Genomic DNA, 18,768 nt, shown 5'->3' on the forward strand with positions numbered 1-18,768 from the left:
GAACTGGCAACATGTCGACGTTCCTGAATATCTGATCAATCCTTTGACAACAGATTTCAGGAAAATATCAATCGGGGTGGTGAAAGGCAGAAATATGTTTTTCTCCATATCCATTACTACCACTAACAAGACTTGATGACTTCTTCATAATCTGCGTCTTTTTAAAAACATAATATAGAAAGATGATTTCTTGTTATAGAGATCAGCTATTAACTTCATGATCAACATTAGATCTAGGGAAAGTATGTGAACTTTTGCTGCGGAAGCTCATCGATAACCAGTCAACTAGTGCAGAATCTGTTTTAAATCCTGATACATGCTTACCAATCGTTGCTCTCACCTCTTGATAATCATGTTTATCAACTGCAGCCAGAATTTCAGTGATAGCTAACTTTAACTCTCCCCAGGATGCAGATTCTTCCACTGCCTTATAAATCAAAGGGTGATCCGTCGTATTTACATTGTCTCCAATAAGGAGCTCTTCATAGAGTTTCTCTCCTGGTCGGAGGCCTGAAAACTCAATAGAAATATCACCCTCTGGATTTTCTTCATTCTTCTCTGAATACCCGGACAAACGAATCATATGACGAGCAAGGTCTACAATTTTGACAGGCTCCCCCATATCCAGCAGAAACACATCGCCACCGGTTCCCATTGAGCCCGCCTGAATAACCAGCAAGGCCGCTTCGGGGATGGTCATAAAGTAGCGAGTAATCTCGGGGTGTGTGACAGTAACTGGGCCACCGGAACGGATCTGCTCACGAAACTTCGGGATGACCGAACCACTGGAACCCAGCACATTCCCAAAACGAACCATGGTGAAGCGAGTGTTATTCATTACAGAAACAGCTTCCCGGAACATTCCTGGATGTAATAAGTCAACATTGATCTGAGTGCTGAATGCCTGCAAGACCTCTTCAGCCAAACGCTTGGTTGCCCCCATCACATTGGTTGGGCGAACGGCTTTATCCGTTGAAATCAAAACAAAGTTTTGCACATTACAAACCATTGCAGCCTGGGCGGTATAGAGCGTACCTAATACATTATTTCGAACACCTTGCGAAATATTATGTTCAACAATAGGTACGTGTTTGTAAGCCGCAGCATGGTAAACAGTATTGACCTGATAAGCACTCATTACATCCAGCAGTCGGTTAGGGTCATTAACCGAACCCAGAACCGTAATAAGCTCGAAATGCAGAGAAAGGCTCGATTTTATACGAGTTAGTTCCTGCTCTATCTGATAAAGATTAAACTCCGAATGATCAAAAATAATAAGACGTTGGCAGTCTAATCGGATAATCTGGCGACAAAGTTCAGAGCCAATAGAGCCGCCAGCACCGGTCACCATGACCGTTAATCCTTTAATGCAACGATGCAGGAGGTGCTCATCCGGAGCGACAGGTTCACGGCCTAGCAGGTCAGCAACCTCCACCTCTTTAATATCCTGTATCTGCAAACGTCCACTGGCCAGATCAGCCATCGCTGGCATCGTCATTACCGGCAATTGCAACTGTTCCAGGTTCTGAACAATAGCTTTGCGTTTGGAATCTGAGATGGATGGTAATGCCAGTAATACCTGGTCAAATAATTTCTGCTCAGCCAGTTGAGAGAGCTGGCTACTATGATAGACCTTTCGACCATAAACAATTCGGCCCTCTAGTGTTGGGTTGTCATCTACAAATACCACTGGCCTGTAATCCCATCCACGATCTAAAGCTGATACCAGCTGACACCCTGCATCACCCGCTCCGTATACTGCAACAGGTTTCCCTCTGCGATGATAAGATCCATGAGAGCTGGCAGTAAAAGGTGACATCAAAATATCTGGCAATGAAAAACCCAGCAACCAATATCGGGCAGTGTAACGTGAAAGCCCCAGTAAAAGCATAAACACCAGCCCAAACAGAAATGGAAGGCTTCTGGGTACATCCCATCCAAGGACATAGGTTGTCAGAATCAGTCCGGCAACAGAAAGACCTCCTACCCGCAACAACGTAACGGCCAATTGGGAATTAAGATAACGAAGCACTGCTCGATAAAGCCCAAGCCGGATGCAAATGGGCAGAATAATAATCGGTGAGAGAATGGACAGTTTTACAAAAAGTTCAGAATAGTCAAAAAAACCATCCCAACCGAGTCGAATCAGAAACGAGGAAAAAAGACCAAACCAGACAATCAGCAAGTCTATCGTGAGGCTTATCAACCGTTTTTGCACCCGAGGTAGGGCGATCAGTTTTTTTCGGATCATTGGTTTGAAAATAGTCTTAACTAAATGAAATTTGATAATAAAAGAGGCGTGTTTGAAAAAAGGTAAAAGTACCCAGCTCGTTCCCATGCTCTGAGGTTGTCGCGAAGGTTCAATTTGTCGGTAACACGCAGGGTTGCTGACAAATAGGCTTTAAATCCTATACTTTGTCGGCAATTCTTTCAGAATTACAGACCTATGGTGTTTTGCGGCTACCTTCTCCGCGTGGGAATACATACTTGAAAGCTGCGCGTACCCACGCAGCGGCATGGGTACGAGGGGTGAATAAACTTGCCTTCCCTCAGAGTCAGCATACTGCATCAGGTTCAGCGCACTCTGTCGCCCTGACCACTCCCAGTAACTGTCAACAGAATATACTTAAAATAGCTATTAATAGATAAGCTGTTAATCATCTCGGAGTCCTTTTCAGCCAACAATTCCGGTGTCGACATATCAATGTGATTCACTTGGGCCAACCCGGTAATACCAGGGCGAACATCATAAACCCCCAACTTTTCTCTGGCAGCAATCAGCTCTACTTGATTAAACAGATTTGGCCGTGGACCAACCAGGCTCATTTCGCCTTTAAGCACATTCCAGAGCTGCGGAAGCTCATCCAGTTTTGTCTTTCTTAAAAAACTGCCCATTGGTGTAATTGAAGTAGCGCAGGCAAGATGACTGGCGACAGAAGCCGTATCTATAGCCATGGTACGAAACTTTACCAGCGTAAATGGTTGCTGGTTACGCCCAACTCTTTTCTGTCGAAACAGAGGTGAGCCCGTATCAAACAGACCAATCAGATAAATCAGCATAAACACCGGCAGGCCCAGAATCAGGCCAACCAATGAAAAAAAAACATCAAGAATACGCAACGACACGTTACTGCTTTCCTTTTAAATTCCTGCTTTTCAAATAACCAGTGACCGTCTCCGAAATGCCCTGTTCCACAGAAAACGGAGGTTGCCAGCCAAGTAGCTTCCTGGCTTTGGAAGAGTCAATCTGCAAATCACCAATCAATCGATCTATGACTCCAGACTTACCCGTTAAACTGCCCAGAGCGCGAAAAATATAAGGAGGAACTGAAAAAAGGTGACTTTGCCGACCAAGATGTTTTCTGATAACAGAAACCAAATCCGACAAGGAGAGGTCTTCTCCATCCGAGATCAGAAATGTTTCATTAGCTGCTGCCGGATGATCCAAACAATGAACAATAAAGTCAATAAGATTACCGAGATAAACCATGCTCCGATGGTTGTTAATAGCCCTGAAGGGTAATGGTAAAGAAGTGTCAGCCATTTTTATCAAATTTAAAAAATTGGCTTTTACCCCCACACCATATACCAGTGGTGGTTGAATAATCACCACCTCCATACCTGACTGCTCACCTAATGCTTTGAGCTTCACTTCCGCTTCTTTTTTGGAAAGTCCATAGGGATCTTCAGTCGGAAGTGCAAACTGCTCAGAATAGGGAGGTATACCGGTAGTACTTTCCCCATAAACTTTCACCGAGCTGACAAAGATAAAACGACGAACACCCAAATCAGCAGCCTGCCGGGCCAGGTTAAGAGTGCCTCCGGTATTCACCCTGCGATACTCCGCAACAGGGTCTGCTGTTTCATCGTTCATAATGTGCGCACGGGCAGCAAGGTGAACAACAACGTCCACATTCTTCAAAGAAGCTGACCAGTCTGTTGCATCATCAATAGAGCCGACGACAATATCCCGAGATTTGACAGGTGCACTTGAAGCGTTGCGAATGGCAGACTTGAAAGAAATATTTTTTGATGTGAGCAATCGAAGCAGGGCCTGGCCAACAAAACCGCTGCCTCCGGTAACAAGAAGATTCACAGATATACGAAACCGGTTAGTTATCAAAAATAGCTTGAATCAGGCGAGTATTGATTTTTTCAGCATCATAATAGAGCACAGCAAACTCGCGCCCAGCTCTGCCCATGGATTCTACAGCTTCTGAGTTTTCAATAAACCACAGCATTTTATCAATCAGTGCTTGTACATCATTAGGCTCAACAATAAAGCCTGTACTGCCATCTATCACTGAGTCTCGGCAACCGGGCACATTAGTGGTAATAACCGGTCGCCCAACTGCCATCGCTTCCTGAGTGCTACGGGGAAATCCCTCACGATAATAAGAAGGAAGTACAAATACCGAAGAAAGCGTTAACCATTCAGCTACGTTATCTACCTGCCCAGGAAACTCAATGACACCTTCAGATTGACATTTCAGAAACCGCTCCGTCAGTTTTTTACTATTGCCTTTCTTCTCCATCTGCCCGAGCACAGTAAAAACCACATCAGGGTGTATTTTTTTGATAGCCTCTGCTGCATTCAGATAAAAAAGGATACCTTTTTCTTCTAATAAGCGACCAATGAAAATAAATCGAAAAGGTGATTGAGGTGCCGGTGAATAACCATAATCGTTGAGATCAAGCCCAATAGCGCCAAGGACGAGTGCATCTTTCACCTTAATGCAGTGGCGTTCAAGAAGATCATGTTGGTCATCCTTATTTAAAAAAATGACTTTGTCCAGTCTTGGGAGGATACAGCGGTATAACAAAACCTGAACGTGTCTGGCGAACCAGCGTTTGAAAGAAAATTGTTGAGTGGGAGTAAAGGTATACCCTAATCCTTCCAACATGCCAACACAGCGTTTAACCCCGGCAAGCCTCGCAGCCAGGCCGCCAAAAATAACTGGTTTTGAGAAATAAGAGAATACGATATCGATTTGAAAATCACGCAGTTTACGAGATAACTGCCAGGCATGTATCAGATCAGCCGCCGGATTCAAACCGTATCTGGATAAAGAGTAAGCTACCGGCGTTGCACCCAGTTTACGAATACGCTCCATGGATAACTCATCAAAGTCCATGGCAAAGGCGAAAACGGTTATTCCCTCCTTAATCAGTTGTTTGATTAAGTCTGCGCGAAATACCAAGAGAGTCTGGGCAGTTGTTCCAATGATGGCAACCTTGGTCTTCATAAGATACATCTACATTGTTTCATAAATATATTCTAAGTTTCCATCCATAGATTTTCTTACCTTTTTCCTTTTAACAAGGCTTTTATGATCCATAGAAGCCCCCCAAGGAAAAAGCGGATTTTCTTAGTAAAGATAAGTTCCCGGAACATCAATCCAACTGATTCAGAGTAAGGCAATATACCTCCTTTAGATTGATTGCCAGATATACGGTACTGAATGTAGATTTCAGGTACTATTACAAACCTTGTCTTTGTGGATCGCGCCAATCGTAACCAAAGATCATAATCTTCAGAACCAAATCCCCAAGAGTAGCCACCATGGCTTACAAGCGTATTCAGAGATATTGCAGTCGCAGGATGACATACAGGATTGCTCCACCATAAACGTTTTTTGATTTCATCTGACTCCATGGAAACTGCCTGTTCTTTAAGAACACACCCATTAACATCAATCCATTGGGCTGAACCTGACAAAACATCGGGATATTTAAATTTTTTAAGCGCATTTGCTGTATTAGACAGTCTATCAGGCAAGCAAATATCATCAGAGTCAAAACGAATAACGTAATCAGCACTGATTAAGTTAATACCATAATTTAAATTGAAGGCAAGCTGTCCAATTTTTGTCCTGTATATTTCTATTCTATGATCCTTTAATCCACTTAAGTATGACCACAAATCATCATCACAGTTGTTTGCAATAATATAAAATTTGAAGTCAATATATGTCTGTTTTAAAACGCTGTCTATGGCCAACGGTAAAAAGGCATCCAATTTATGAGCACACATTAAGAATGCAAATGTTTTATTTTCATCGGACATTTAAACTAAAACTCAAACAACACTATATGAACCATCATAAACAGATAGATACTTTTAGAACATAAGTTAAATATATTTAGCCTTGCCAAATCTACCTAATACACCATCTTTAATTCCTTTCAGAATCGCATTGGAGCGTGCAACATCCCTGTATAAAAAAAGATAGGCCAAGAATTTCCCCGTCAAATATAAAACACTCTTTACGTAATATAAAACTTTTATTGTAGAATTATTTTCATATATTTTACTATCCATAAGGAATTGATTTCTAGCGTAATAGTAAAGATAAAATCTTGACAAAATAACTTTTTGCTTATTAAAAATTATGACAATTTCTCCTGAGCTACGCTGCTTATGCAAAGTCACTTCAGGTACAATATAAACTCCAAAAGCTTCGCCTAATAAGAAGCCGTAATAGGTGTCATCTTCAGCGATAAAAAAATCAATATCCGGATAACCAACGGTCGTCACAGCCTCTTTGCTTAAAAACAAACCTTCAAAACAACAACAGTTTGTTTTTGCCACTCCTTTATTTTCCAGAATAGGCCTCATTATTGCCTCATCATTAACGGCTCGGCCTTTGGTAATATCATATCGCTGGAACCAAGTTATGACGTCGCCACTCACATCGGTTCGCTGCCCCTGAACTGCATGATATTGTTCTTTATAACGGCTCAGTTTTTCCAACCCATCATTCAGGGGTATAACATCATCATCCATTAGCCAGAACCAATCATGGCCTCTTTCATGGGCTATTTTCAGTCCATTGTGGAAACCACCGGCACCACCAAGATTATCATCCATCAGGCGATAATGAATCTTTGACAACTCTAAATAGCCTGATGATTTTAAAAAATCGCCGGTACCATCGGTAGAATCATTATCGATGATGACAATTTCATCTAGTGGGAAACTTTGGCTCAATAAACCATCGAGGCACTTGACTAGCATCTCTTTGCGATTATAGGTAACCACTACCGCACAGTTAGTTTCCTTTTCTTTTTTCATTACTTAATTCCGCAGAAATGCATTCAACTCATCGAGCGCTGTTCGAATACACACATCCATATCCATATACCGGTATTGCCCAAGTCGCCCAACAAATGTCGTTTTCTTTTCTAACGCAGCAAGATCCTGATAGGCACTCAGAAGCTCATGCCCTCCCAGTAAATTGACCGGGTAATAAGGAGTATCAGCCTCACCACATTCACGACTGAATTCTTTAAAGTACACAGTACCTTCATGATTCTCCCAAGGAGAAAAGTGCTTATGCTCACTGATACGGGTATAAGGCACATCGGCATCGCAATAATTCAGAACGGCACAACCTTGGAAATCCCCCTCTGCAATGTGCTTTTCAAATCTCAAGGTTCGGTATGGCAGGTGTCCAAGTCGATACTGAAAGTATCCGTCGATGGTTCCGGAATAGAAGACATGATCATACTCAGCAACCATGTCATGCTGAAAAGGTGTATTAAGTAAAACCTGGATATTCGCATGATCCAAAATATTGCCAATCATCGCAGTATAGCCCTGTTCCGGCATTCCCTGAAACGGGTGATTAAAATAATTATCATCATAATTAAAGCGCACGGGTAAACGTTTAAGGATACTGGCAGGCAGTTCTTTCGGGCTCCTTCCCCACTGTTTTTCTGTATAGCCTTTCATAAACGCTTCATAGAGATCTTTACCGATAAACTTCATCGCCTGCTCTTCAAAGCTCTCAGGCTCAGCAATGGTGTTATCAGCAATCTCTGCAATAAACTTTCTGGCTTCATCCGGTGAGAACGTCTTGCCAAAGAACTGGTTGATGGTGTGCAGATTCACCGGCAACGAATACACACTACCTTTTGCCATCGCTTTCACCCGATTGACAAAAGGCATAAATGTGGCAAACCGGTTCACGTATTCCCACACTTCAGCATCATCGGTATGAAAAATATGGGGACCATACACATGCTGCATAACCCCGGTTTCTGTATCTCGCTCTGTATGACAGTTGCCTGCAATATGCGCCCGGCTATCAATCACGGTTACTTCATAACCTTGTTCAGCCAACCCACGGCTGATAACCGCACCGGTCAGACCTGCGCCTACCATTAATATTTTCATAACGATTCAAATCAGTAAGTAAATTTATTTTTGATAACAACCATCATCATCGCGAAGGTGACAAAGGCTTCTGAAATAACCACAGCCCATGCCATGCCAATGGCCTGAAAATGTTCAGCCAGCAGGATTGCCAGAATCAGGTTTACCGCACCGGCAGAAATAATGATCTGGTTAAATATTTTGTCTTTACGCTTCGGCAAAAGGTATTGAATACCAAATACATTACTCAGGGCAATTAACGGGATTAATAAAGACAGTACCCGCATAATAGGTATCACAGATTCATAACCAGTCCCGAGGATCAGCGGCACCAACCATGGCGATAACCAATAAAGTAAAACAGCACCAGTGACACCAAAGACCGCCATAAATGCCGTCATCAAGAGCGCCATCATCTTGGCCTGCTCCGGATTCTGGCCTGCAACTGCAGTTATACGAGGAAACATGGCCTGAGATAAAGGGCCCAATAAACTTAGCCCGGCCTTGGTAATTTTCTCTGCAGATAGAAAACCACCAACGATAACAGTCGGTGCAAAAAAGCCCAACAACAAACCGTTAGCAGTGGTGTAAAGACTGACAGAAGCGGTAAATACAAACATGCTGAAGCCATCACGTAGAGCCTCTATCGCCCCCGTTATACTGACTTTAAAACCGCCAACCTGCCGATAAATCATACCATTGGTAATTAGATAGGCAGCTGCCTTAGCGCCGCATTGAAATACCAATGCCCACACACCATCTTCTGGCTTTTTGATAAACAGAAAAATCAAGACCAGCGAGAGAATACCGCTACCAACCTCCAGAATGGAGTTAACAGTAAGTTCCTCTTTCCCCTGAAAATACCAGGTTGGCCTGAAGCCCAATACTATAGAATAAACAACAGTCGCTATATACCAATCAAAATTACTACGGGATAGAGAGCCAAAATAATAAAACAACACCAAGCCAACCACGGCCAGTAACGTCAGTAAAAGTTTGGCACTGTGCACCTGATGAACAACACTGGCTACCCGGTGACCATCTCCCTGAGCTTCTGCAATACTGCGAGTGGCTGATAACTGAAAACCATACTCGATGACCATAGAAAACCAGATTGCCAAGCTCAGGCAATACATGTAGACCCCAAAGATTTCAGCCTGCAAAATTCGGGATAAGTAGGGAATTGAGATTATAGGAATAACTAAGACTGATAACTGAACCCCATAAAGAGCGACAGTATTTTTTAATAAAGGGCTACGTTGAGATGAAGTCGATAACATTTCAAAAATAACAGATGTAAAAAAAACGCACTAACAGCAAAAGTCAAAGTCATCAACTCAACATTTCCCGATATTGCATATTCTGGCCGACCGTGAACACCCATTCTGACAGGGAAAAATAATGAAACCCCGCACCTTGCGAGGACTGCAGACAGATATCAAGTGCTCATGGCGGCCTTTTTCTGCTTCCGCTTCAGACCAGCTTTAAATCAAGTGCATTCATGTTCAGAACATCCAAATCTTTTTTGTATAAGACACTGGATGTGTATTTTGTTCTATAAGGGGATGTCCTTATAGCTATTGAGCCCAATGGCTTCGGGGGCTTTCATGATTTTCCCCTAACCGTATTCTTAAGATCATATTTTCCGAATACAACAGAAAAAAGCTTTTTTAAAACATTAAAATTCCCTTGAATTGGAGTAATTTTTGTAGGCAAACCGCCATCTTGAGGATATTTTCTTGTAACTGGTATTTCAATACATTTGAATTTGAGCCTAGGTGCTGTCCTTGCCAAATAATAATGAAGCTCATAACCAGTAAATACCGATCTAAATAGGCCAACATTTCTATTTAATAGAAAACTCATGCTGTACGCTCTAAAACCATTCGTTGTGTCAGTATAGTGAAAACCACTGGCCAATCTCATTAAAGGAGCATGAATAAGTTTTACCCCTAATAGCCGAGTGATTGGGGTATTAATAGCCTCACCTCCAGGAATAAACCTTGAACCTTGAACATGATCCCAACCTTCAGAAAGCTTTAAAACAAATTCATTAATATCTATTACGCTATCTTTATTATTTCCATCTATTACAACAACGCCTTTGTAGCCCCTTTTCATTGCCCAAGAAAAAGCAATTCGCATTTGACTACCAAGCTTTCCAGAATCATCCTTAACAAGAAGTGAGTTGACACCATAAGATTTTAATAAATCTGTATTTGTGGAGCCATCTGTACTACCCCCGTCAGAAATCACTATATCAGCTTGCAAAGCAAGCTGACTCATTTCTTTTAGCTGATTTAAAAGTCTATCACCTTCATTAATCACAAATACACAAACACAGTAGTCAAAGTTCTTTTCTGAAAATTCGGTACATTGAAACTTCGGAATATCAAAGTTACTCACTTAAGATTTCCTTCCTGTTTGGACAAGATTAACATCACTTTCAACAGAGTCGAAAAGAACATTAAATCTATTTTCATTGAGCATGACAGAGCTATTTTTCTCATACACAATTGAATAATCTTTATGTTCACTTCTATCATCAAGCAACCGTGCAATGTATTCACCAAAAAAGGCCATAATTGTGAAAAGAAAAATAAACATAACCGACAAAAAGATGATAGTAGTAGTCCAACCAGCAACAACATTATTTTTAAATAAGTTAATTATCAAACTATATGAAGCGACAAAAAGTGAAATAATGCTTGCAGACAAGCCAACTACACTCATCCATCTTAGCGGCTTTGTCGAGTTAAAGACCAAATATTGAAAAGACTCTTTAAACCCCTTTGAAAAAGTTTTTTCAATTTTTTTTCCCTCAACTAATTTATACTCAAGCCTAGAAATTTTATACCCTGACTGAGAAATCTTGACATAAAGCTTGTGGTGAAACCTGCCTGACTCAGTAATTGAGTTAATAGCACGCCGACTAAAACAAAGTAAACCGGTAGCATTTCGAGGAATGCCATACCCAATATCCTTTAGAATACTAGTAACTAACGGCCTAATGCAGCGATAAGCAAAAGAGGTACTTACTTCTGTAGTTCCAACCACAATATCACCACCACTCCGGCAAGACTTAACAAAGTCATGAATTTTAAAGATTGGATCATGCTCCAAATCAAAACAAAGGACAAAATCACCTATAGAATTCTCAAGACCAGCAGCAACCATAACATCAAGATCAACATCGGATGTAAGTCTTATATATCTTATTGATGAAACAGCTACTAATAATCTATGAATAATGATATCAATGTCAACTTTCCCTGGGGAATCAATAATTAATATTTCAAAATCAGAAAATCTTTCTTGAAGGTACTGATGAAGCTGGAAAACTTTTGACTCAAAATCATCTAAACAGAAACCATTAATCACAACTGATACAAAACAGTTATCCATAAAAACCTCAACTATCAAGACCTAAATTTTTTATAACATCAATAACATCATAAACATTATCAATCTTCCCACCCATAATACAGTGAAAACCTTTTAAACCGTAGTTTGCTTTAAATAATATAGGTCGAGAATCATCACTCTCACTTCTAGGCAATATAGTTTTTACTTCCCAGAGAGATTCTTTATAAATTGATGAATCCAGTATTGGCAAATACCTTTTTGCATCATATCTCATTTTATTCCATGCACTTTTTTTATTAATATTCGCAATATGCTGATGCGAATCAATATAAGCTGAATCACTATCATGCCATTCATAATGAGGCGTATATCGTACATGACTGAAAGAATGCAAACCTTTAGATGGAAAAGGCATTACTGAGAAAAACGGCCCACACATTATTGTGATTCCAACACCTTTCAAGACATCAGGAACCTCTACAAGGCACATTTCTGTCATTTCATGCTTAAAGTGAATGTTTTTCATGTGCGAATTTGATACAACTTTATTTATCTGCGAATATGTACAGTTATATACCTGCCTAGCGTTAATAATAAAATCTTCCTCTTGTTGGTAATAGTTAACATCAATACCGCCCATTTTAGCTTCAGAAATTTTATATACCTCAGCATTAGTCGTTAAGTAAACAGATGTAGCCTCCAATCGCCCCAACATTATCTCTTTTAACTTTTTCGAATCAAATGCAAATTCTTTTGCAAGAAAAACATCCTCAATGAGCTTAGGATTTGTTAAATTTTTAACTTGTGATGAAGCCACTTCGCAGGGTATATCTATTCGTTCACAAAAGTTCTTGAATTGTTTCCCGGTGACCTTGCCCATCAAAGAGCCAATCATGTAATATTTTACAAACTCATCACAAATACAGTCTCTAAACTCATTATTGAATTTAGGGAATGATACCCTTGATCGTAAAGCTGTCAAAACACTCCTTGGATAATGGTAACCATTATGTACCCTTGCCTGATTAACATAAGATGCACGGGTCATAAACTCCTTTTCTTTTTCTAACAAAATAACCGACTTCCCAAGCTTGGAAAAATATTCAGCAATAAAAAGACCAAAAAAACCACCGCCAATTACGGCAATATCGAATTTTTCTTTCATATTAAATAAAAATTGAAATTTTCTAAAAACACTTCTAAAACTACCAACGACTAAAAAAGCTTCTCACAAAACCCAGAAATCTTACTCCGCAGCTCATCTGTGAGTGCCCATACCTTAATTTGTCAATGAGTTAGGTATGAGTTCCAACACGCAGCATGGGAACATGTGGTTTTCGACAGCATTTAATGTCGGCAGGCTTGCATTACAGAATTAAGTTAGGAGACGAATTTCTTTAAAATTTAGTTGATGGTGGGGCTTCGAGTGAAATAAAATTTCTTAAGGTAGACATTAAGCTCTACTCACTGCACAAAGGCCAAATCTTGTATACCCTGAACAACCTCCTGTGCAGGGTATTCTCGTTTGGCATTATCTCCCCAGTAGTCCAGAAGCTTATTAATGTGAGACCAATGACTTTCCTGCGCTCTACGATGAAATCATATTACCAAACAGGTGTGCCCCACTTTTCATAGCTTTGTCCGTCGGGATTTCCTCAATGCTACCACTTTTACAGAGGTTCGCCTGTGCAGCATGTGTAGGGTATCTTTTCAACGTTATAACCACGAAGGACATCAGAATCAGGCTAAACACCAGTGTCGCTGGTTTAGTGTTAAAAACGGCCCCCTAAGCAGGATTTGATCTCTTTGAAAATCAGCTCTATCTGTCACAGTAAAGGATAGGTCTGAAGCATCTCCGATCTCACTCAAGGTAAACTCCACACGGTTCAGGTTAGTCACAATGGAGACCCACTTCTGTTCTGTTTTTTGTAATTGCAGCTGACGATCAAACGGTATCGCTAGGCTTTGAATCCCGGCCATTATATATCCAAGTCGAGTCATTGATCTTTAGGGAAGCGAGTCAGCACACCCTTCAGTTTTTGAACTTTGAGGCGATTGGTAACTGCTCAAAATTTGGTGGTAAAAATGTATTTTCTGGAAAAATTTTATCGATTTTACTGGGCTGCAGAGGTGTCTGGGTAAAATTTCCCACCAAATTTTGAGCAGTTACGGCGATTGTGGTTCTTGCCATTCTCCCTTAACGCGCTGAGTATCGCTGGGTTGTTACTTTGAGGTACCTTGCAGATAAAAGACCCTCCCGGTAATCAATGGCAGAAAGAGTTCCAGCTCAAAATAACCGGCATCCATTAGCTTCAGAATATGGGCCATGGAGGTTGGCAGTGGTGGCAGACAGTCTCTTTCTGAACGGGTACCTTTAGTGAGCTGTACTCGCACCAGATTGTTGGTTAGAAGATGCATTGTCGTATGAAGCTCGACGGAATTAGGTCTGATTGTTGAGAACCTGCCGGAAACGCTTCCTTCAGCGCATCATAGATAGCTTGCAATGAGCCGTCCTAAATAAGAGTGTGCTCAAACTCTGAAAATGGACTTCCCTACATTCAGGTGCTCTCATCAAACGCCATAACTTTGCGGGAAAATATTTCCAGACATTACACCCATAACCACAGGACAAGAACAGTCAGCGCGTCTTTTTTAGCTTGATTTGTCCAGGAACGATTGAGATATTCAGCCCCGTCAACTCGTTAAATTTACGGTGCAGATCCGCCTGTGTAACAGTTTCCATCAACAAAGAGGGCAACGATCAGTGAGAGAATAAAATCCAAAGGACGGGTATCTAGCTGTTGTGTAGTAAATTTATCCTGTTGAACGTCACGTGTTGGCAATCAAAGCGTTAGCAGTCTGCTTAAGATTTGACCCCTTTAAATATCAAATCCATTTACCACTCTCACCGAAGGAGAATCAAAGAATAGTTTAATAATTTTCTCCTTATCAATATCTTCAACTTTATAATAGATATTATTCACTTTTATATTTGAACCCCCAATAAAATCACTTAACTTTCTTATTAAGAATTCAACAGGCCTACCATCCTTGACGACCACTGGAAATTCAAATGAGCTTTCATACCATGGTATGCTCACAGGCATTTCATTAAGAGCACCAGTTTTATTTATCAGAAAGCGAGCAGACCTACCAAGCAGAGGTATAAAACCAAACGGCATTTCAATTTCGTAATCAATACGAACAGTATATAATTTGATGCCATCATTTTTAGGAATAAGTGTTCTCCCATCCAGCAATAAATATTGACTTCTTTTTTTCCCAGCATCTTTTTTCTTCTCAATTTTCCACAAGGAAAACTCATCTAAATCCAAAATAGGCTGATACTTGTGTACTAACTCTCTAAAAAATGGCCAATGCCAATTAATTAGCCACTGCGTAAACCTCTCAGGCTTAGCAAACGCTACATAATCCACATTACTATTGCGGAATGATGAATAGTACTCTAGCCTTGATTCTTTCCCAAGTACATGTATCATCATTTCAGTTGGAGCAGGATTCACCTTATGGTAATATAAATTTAGTAAGCTTCCTGGGTAAATTTCCCAAATACTAAAGTCCCTAGCATATCCAGCACTATTGCTTCGCTTAACTTCATTCTTACTCAGAACCGATTCACCAAGTGATAGAATTTCAGCCCCTCCCCGTTTCCAAAGGGATTCACCATCAAGCTTTGATTCTGAGATAAAATCATAATATTGCTTGTAAAAACCTTCTTTAAGTATCGATGATAAATTAAATATTTTTTCCAAACATGTTTTTTCAGACCCAAATACAGATTGCATGAATTTATCACGCAATTGTTCAGACATTTCCATTTTTACAATATGTTTTAAATTTAGGCAAAAGGATTTTGTAACATCAACAGTAATCACATTACGATTATAATCAACATCTGATACAAAATACTCTATATCATCATTATCAAGTTTTATTCTTTTTTTGGCTATTAAATTTTTTGCAGATTTTAAGCTGATATCATAATCAGAATTTCTACCATAAAAAAAACCATCATCAAAACTTGTATCAACGTCAATTATAGTCTCTCTTTGATTCTTTTGAATACTAGGAATTACCTTAACAATATTTTTCCTCGTATCGAAATAAGGCTCAATAAAAGATGAGGAATCATGAGTTACTATAAATTCTTTATCATTAATTCTTATTACCTGTTCAATTTTTAACTCCTTACCCCCAATTAATAGCGTATAATTTTTCCCTATATTTTCTTTATTATGAAATGGGAGATGTCTAAGATAAAATCCTTGACTCTCAACCTTAGGTTCAATCACTTGAACAAGTCCACCGCGAACAACCCCCATCTGTTCCTGATTCAACATCATAGTAAAAGGCTTTATTTGATCTTTAATTATTTTCGGAAATATCAGATGTTTTATTGCAGTAAAAGGTGGAAGTAGTGCAGAAATTTCAAGAACATTACCGTCTACATTCAATAACGTACCATAATACTTTTGTCCATTAATGTCTTCAAGTTTCAAGTCTCGTCCCACGAACTCAGACAACGCAAACTTATCGCCTCCGACTGTTTTGAATCTAAACTTCCTATTTAAACCCAAGAAAAAATCAGAACTAATTACAGTGTCAAGCTTTGCTGATTTTGTAAAAAAGCCACCATTCTCAGCCCTCATACTATCAGAATAGCCTGAGGTAAAAAAACTACCCCCAAAATCTCTAGCTATAGCGTTAGTACTTAACTCTAAGAACTTTGAATATTGATGCTTAATATCAAATGAACCACTGGAAATATGAAAATCATAAAAATTGCTAAGGTGAACACCTTCAAAAGTATTATTGGAATAGTCAATTTTATTAATATTATGATTATTAACAGACGAATAATACGCCCAAAATAGTATTGAAGTAAATGGAAGAAAGTAAAATAAAAAAAGATTAACTTTCCTTTTGAATGTTCGCATTAACCTTATCCAGAAAAAATATTAAAAAGAACAACAATGACAATAGAGCATATCTAGAGAAGAGGGCTGTTTGATGCCCACCAATATATCCAATATTTGAAGACCATGACAATAACGCTGAAAAAAATAGAGATGAAAAAACAACAAAAATCTCGATCCGCATCATCTTTAACATTAAAAACGCAACTTGAAGCAAAAAAAGCGCACTTGAAAATATAGTAATTATTTGACTGGGAAGTGCCGAAATTATTGAGAATAAAAATATCTCACTAACATCATCATAAAAACCATTTGGAAAAACACCAAACACCCATGCTTGATCATCAGATATAGTCTTTATCACCTTTATTGTTTCTAAATTTCCAAAAAACAAGTAAGAGCTTATAACCAAAAAAATCAGGAACAAAGAAATTAGAGAAACAGAAACAGAAACAGACTTCATTAATTTCTTATTATAAACAAAATATAAAAAAATTGAGCCCACCCCCCCTACAAAGCTATAGAAACCTTGTTCGGCAGATAAATAAACACCAACTGCTCCCGCGACTCCATATAAGAGATATGACCTCAAATAATTATTTTCACTACTAACTTTCCTCACAAAATAATAACTCATAAGCCCCATAAAAGCATGAGGAAAAAACCTTATTGCCATTGGAGCCCCCAAAAAAAGTGGGGAGATGTACCCGCCTGAAAATGGAATCAAATGAAATATTGTGATTACAACCAAGGTTATACAAACGCTTTCAAGGCGATCGAAAAGAAGTCTAACTAAAGCTAATATTGAGAATGCTAGAAATAAAAAATTAACAAAAAAAGTACTATAAAGTGCAGATACAATCTCTCCAAATCCAAGCGATTTCAAGAGGCTATATCCCGGATAAATTATATACGGAATTCCATTTCCATGAAAATAAAAGAAATCAACCCCAGGATACTTCCCAGTACTAATTTTGATTAAAGGGAACAATGTTTGAAATGTTCCATCCCAAGGCGTCATATTAAAATATTTAGCACTCAATCCAAAATTATAGGTTATAAATACTAAAAACATCGTCCAGCAAAATACAATATAAAACCAAGAAGCACGTCCCTTCTCGATACCCTTATAAACCATACCCACTCCGACTAACCAATATCACTCCACAACAAATAATTATCGAACCAGCTATTCTTTGAAAATCTAATCCTTCCCTAAAGAAAAAAACACCTCCAAAAAGAACAAACACAAACCCTATTGAAATAAATGGGTATGCATAGCTGACGTCAACTTTTTTCAGGACAAAGATCCATATTAGCAAAGCAATCACTTGAAATATTACACCTACCATCAAATACATATTAAATAGTATTTCTTTTATCAAAAGAAATATATCAATTAACGATTGTATTTCAATTTCAGGTAGATTTCCTGCCCCCCTCTTCAGAAATAATTGAGCCGAAGATGAAAATAGAACACTCAGCAAGATGATCAAATTAAACACTATAAACCTTCTTCACATAATCCATTGCTTTTTTAATATCATCAACAGGAGATTCTGTTTTTTTCATCTCAACTATGATTTTCTTATCATAACCAACTGATTTTAAAGCCTTAAATACTTTCTTATGATTTATTTCACCCTCACATATTACATTCAAATCTTTTTGACTTATATGAAAATGAGTTATCATTGAATTATTTTTTAAAATAGACTCCTCGATTTCTTCTTCAGCCAAGTACATACCACCAGTATCAAAATGAGCCTTTAAGCCTTTGTGATTTACATACCTAATAAAATCGACGAGCTCGCTCGTAGTCACCAAAAAATCAGCCCCATAATATTCAGGGTTATTTTCAATACAAAAATTGCATCCATTTTGACTTGCATAGTCCGCTATTGGAGAAAAAAAATCTTCAGCCACCCTAAACGACTCAGCTTTATTCAACCCCCCTTTTATACGGTTTTTCGGCGAGCCGAACACCAAGTTTTTGGCATTTAAAATAGCAGCCATTTCAATTATTTTAAATAAATGTAACTTTAAGTTTTCTCTTTCTGAATTTTCACCAAAAATATTCCCTTTCGGACCGCCATACAGTAAGGCCTGCATAGAACACACATTGAAACCTTCATTATTCATTTTATTTTTATATCTCATAACTTCCCTGTCTTTGAAGCTTGCCAAATTTTTTACAATCTTTGCTGGTGCAACCTCGATATTTTGAATTTGATTATTTTTCAAATAATCTAATACCAGCTCTTCATTCACATCATCCCATGCTATGTTTGAGATACCTATTTCCAT

18 protein-coding genes are annotated in these 18,768 nt (G+C 39.0%); all 18 read right to left on the reverse strand.

The genetic code is table 11. The features are described 5' to 3' along the window. Positions 1-202 precede the first annotated feature (202 nt). A complete protein-coding gene (locus ACO6UY_RS13185; protein ID WP_422490181.1) occupies positions 203-2,338 on the reverse strand; it encodes a polysaccharide biosynthesis protein in 2,136 nt (711 codons plus the stop codon). Positions 2,339-2,574: 236 nt separating this feature from the next. After that, positions 2,575-3,126, reverse strand: a complete 552-nt coding sequence (locus ACO6UY_RS13190) for a sugar transferase (RefSeq protein ID WP_422490183.1) — start codon at positions 3,124-3,126, stop codon at positions 2,575-2,577. Between the two features lies 1 nt (position 3,127). Beyond that, positions 3,128-4,096: a UDP-glucose 4-epimerase family protein gene (locus ACO6UY_RS13195; RefSeq protein ID WP_422490185.1), complete on the reverse strand. Its 969-nt coding sequence runs from the start codon at positions 4,094-4,096 to the stop codon at positions 3,128-3,130. A 16-nt stretch (positions 4,097-4,112) separates the two neighbouring features. Further along, complete coding sequence (locus ACO6UY_RS13200) at positions 4,113-5,246, reverse strand: glycosyltransferase family 4 protein (RefSeq protein WP_422490187.1); 1,134 nt, start codon at positions 5,244-5,246, stop codon at positions 4,113-4,115. A 56-nt stretch (positions 5,247-5,302) separates the two neighbouring features. Then, a complete protein-coding gene (locus ACO6UY_RS13205; protein WP_422490188.1) occupies positions 5,303-6,067 on the reverse strand; it encodes a glycosyltransferase in 765 nt (254 codons plus the stop codon). A gap of 66 nt (positions 6,068-6,133) precedes the next feature. Continuing rightward, positions 6,134-7,075, reverse strand: a complete 942-nt coding sequence (locus ACO6UY_RS13210) for a glycosyltransferase (RefSeq protein WP_422490190.1) — start codon at positions 7,073-7,075, stop codon at positions 6,134-6,136. Positions 7,076-7,078: 3 nt separating this feature from the next. Then, positions 7,079-8,179: a UDP-galactopyranose mutase gene (gene glf / locus ACO6UY_RS13215; RefSeq protein WP_422490192.1), complete on the reverse strand. Its 1,101-nt coding sequence runs from the start codon at positions 8,177-8,179 to the stop codon at positions 7,079-7,081. Between the two features lie 11 nt (positions 8,180-8,190). Next, on the reverse strand, positions 8,191-9,438 hold the full coding sequence (locus tag ACO6UY_RS13220; protein ID WP_422490194.1) for an oligosaccharide flippase family protein: 1,248 nt from the start codon (positions 9,436-9,438) through the stop codon (positions 8,191-8,193). A gap of 325 nt (positions 9,439-9,763) precedes the next feature. Further along, positions 9,764-10,564, reverse strand: coding sequence for a glycosyltransferase family 2 protein (locus ACO6UY_RS13225; RefSeq protein ID WP_422490196.1), 801 nt, complete (start codon positions 10,562-10,564; stop codon positions 9,764-9,766). Continuing rightward, entirely contained in the window at positions 10,565-11,563 is a 999-nt protein-coding gene (locus tag ACO6UY_RS13230; protein ID WP_422490198.1) for a hypothetical protein, read from the reverse strand. Positions 11,564-11,570: 7 nt separating this feature from the next. Beyond that, positions 11,571-12,689, reverse strand: coding sequence for an FAD-dependent oxidoreductase (locus ACO6UY_RS13235; RefSeq protein WP_422490200.1), 1,119 nt, complete (start codon positions 12,687-12,689; stop codon positions 11,571-11,573). Between the two features lie 575 nt (positions 12,690-13,264). Then, a complete protein-coding gene (locus ACO6UY_RS13240; RefSeq protein WP_422490201.1) occupies positions 13,265-13,504 on the reverse strand; it encodes a hypothetical protein in 240 nt (79 codons plus the stop codon). Positions 13,505-13,556: 52 nt separating this feature from the next. Beyond that, positions 13,557-13,715, reverse strand: a complete 159-nt coding sequence (locus ACO6UY_RS13245; protein WP_422490203.1) for a hypothetical protein — start codon at positions 13,713-13,715, stop codon at positions 13,557-13,559. Positions 13,716-13,747: 32 nt separating this feature from the next. Next, positions 13,748-13,942, reverse strand: coding sequence for a hypothetical protein (locus ACO6UY_RS13250; protein ID WP_422490205.1), 195 nt, complete (start codon positions 13,940-13,942; stop codon positions 13,748-13,750). 461 nt (positions 13,943-14,403) lie between these two features. Beyond that, the gene (locus ACO6UY_RS13255) at positions 14,404-16,482 is read right to left on the reverse strand and encodes a hypothetical protein (protein WP_422490207.1); all 2,079 of its coding nucleotides are present in this window, start codon (positions 16,480-16,482) and stop codon (positions 14,404-14,406) included. Then, on the reverse strand, positions 16,457-17,605 hold the full coding sequence (locus ACO6UY_RS13260; RefSeq protein ID WP_422490208.1) for a hypothetical protein: 1,149 nt from the start codon (positions 17,603-17,605) through the stop codon (positions 16,457-16,459). Before ACO6UY_RS13260 ends, ACO6UY_RS13255 begins: the two co-directional genes overlap by 26 nt. Then, complete coding sequence (locus tag ACO6UY_RS13265; RefSeq protein WP_422490237.1) at positions 17,589-17,822, reverse strand: EamA family transporter; 234 nt, start codon at positions 17,820-17,822, stop codon at positions 17,589-17,591. Before ACO6UY_RS13265 ends, ACO6UY_RS13260 begins: the two co-directional genes overlap by 17 nt. 136 nt (positions 17,823-17,958) lie before the next feature. Next, positions 17,959-18,768: a sugar phosphate isomerase/epimerase family protein gene (locus ACO6UY_RS13270; protein ID WP_422490210.1), complete on the reverse strand. Its 810-nt coding sequence runs from the start codon at positions 18,766-18,768 to the stop codon at positions 17,959-17,961.

This window comes from Endozoicomonas sp. ALE010 (genome assembly GCF_049310165.1).
In the GTDB taxonomy this organism is placed as follows: Bacteria; Pseudomonadota; Gammaproteobacteria; order Pseudomonadales; family Endozoicomonadaceae; genus Endozoicomonas.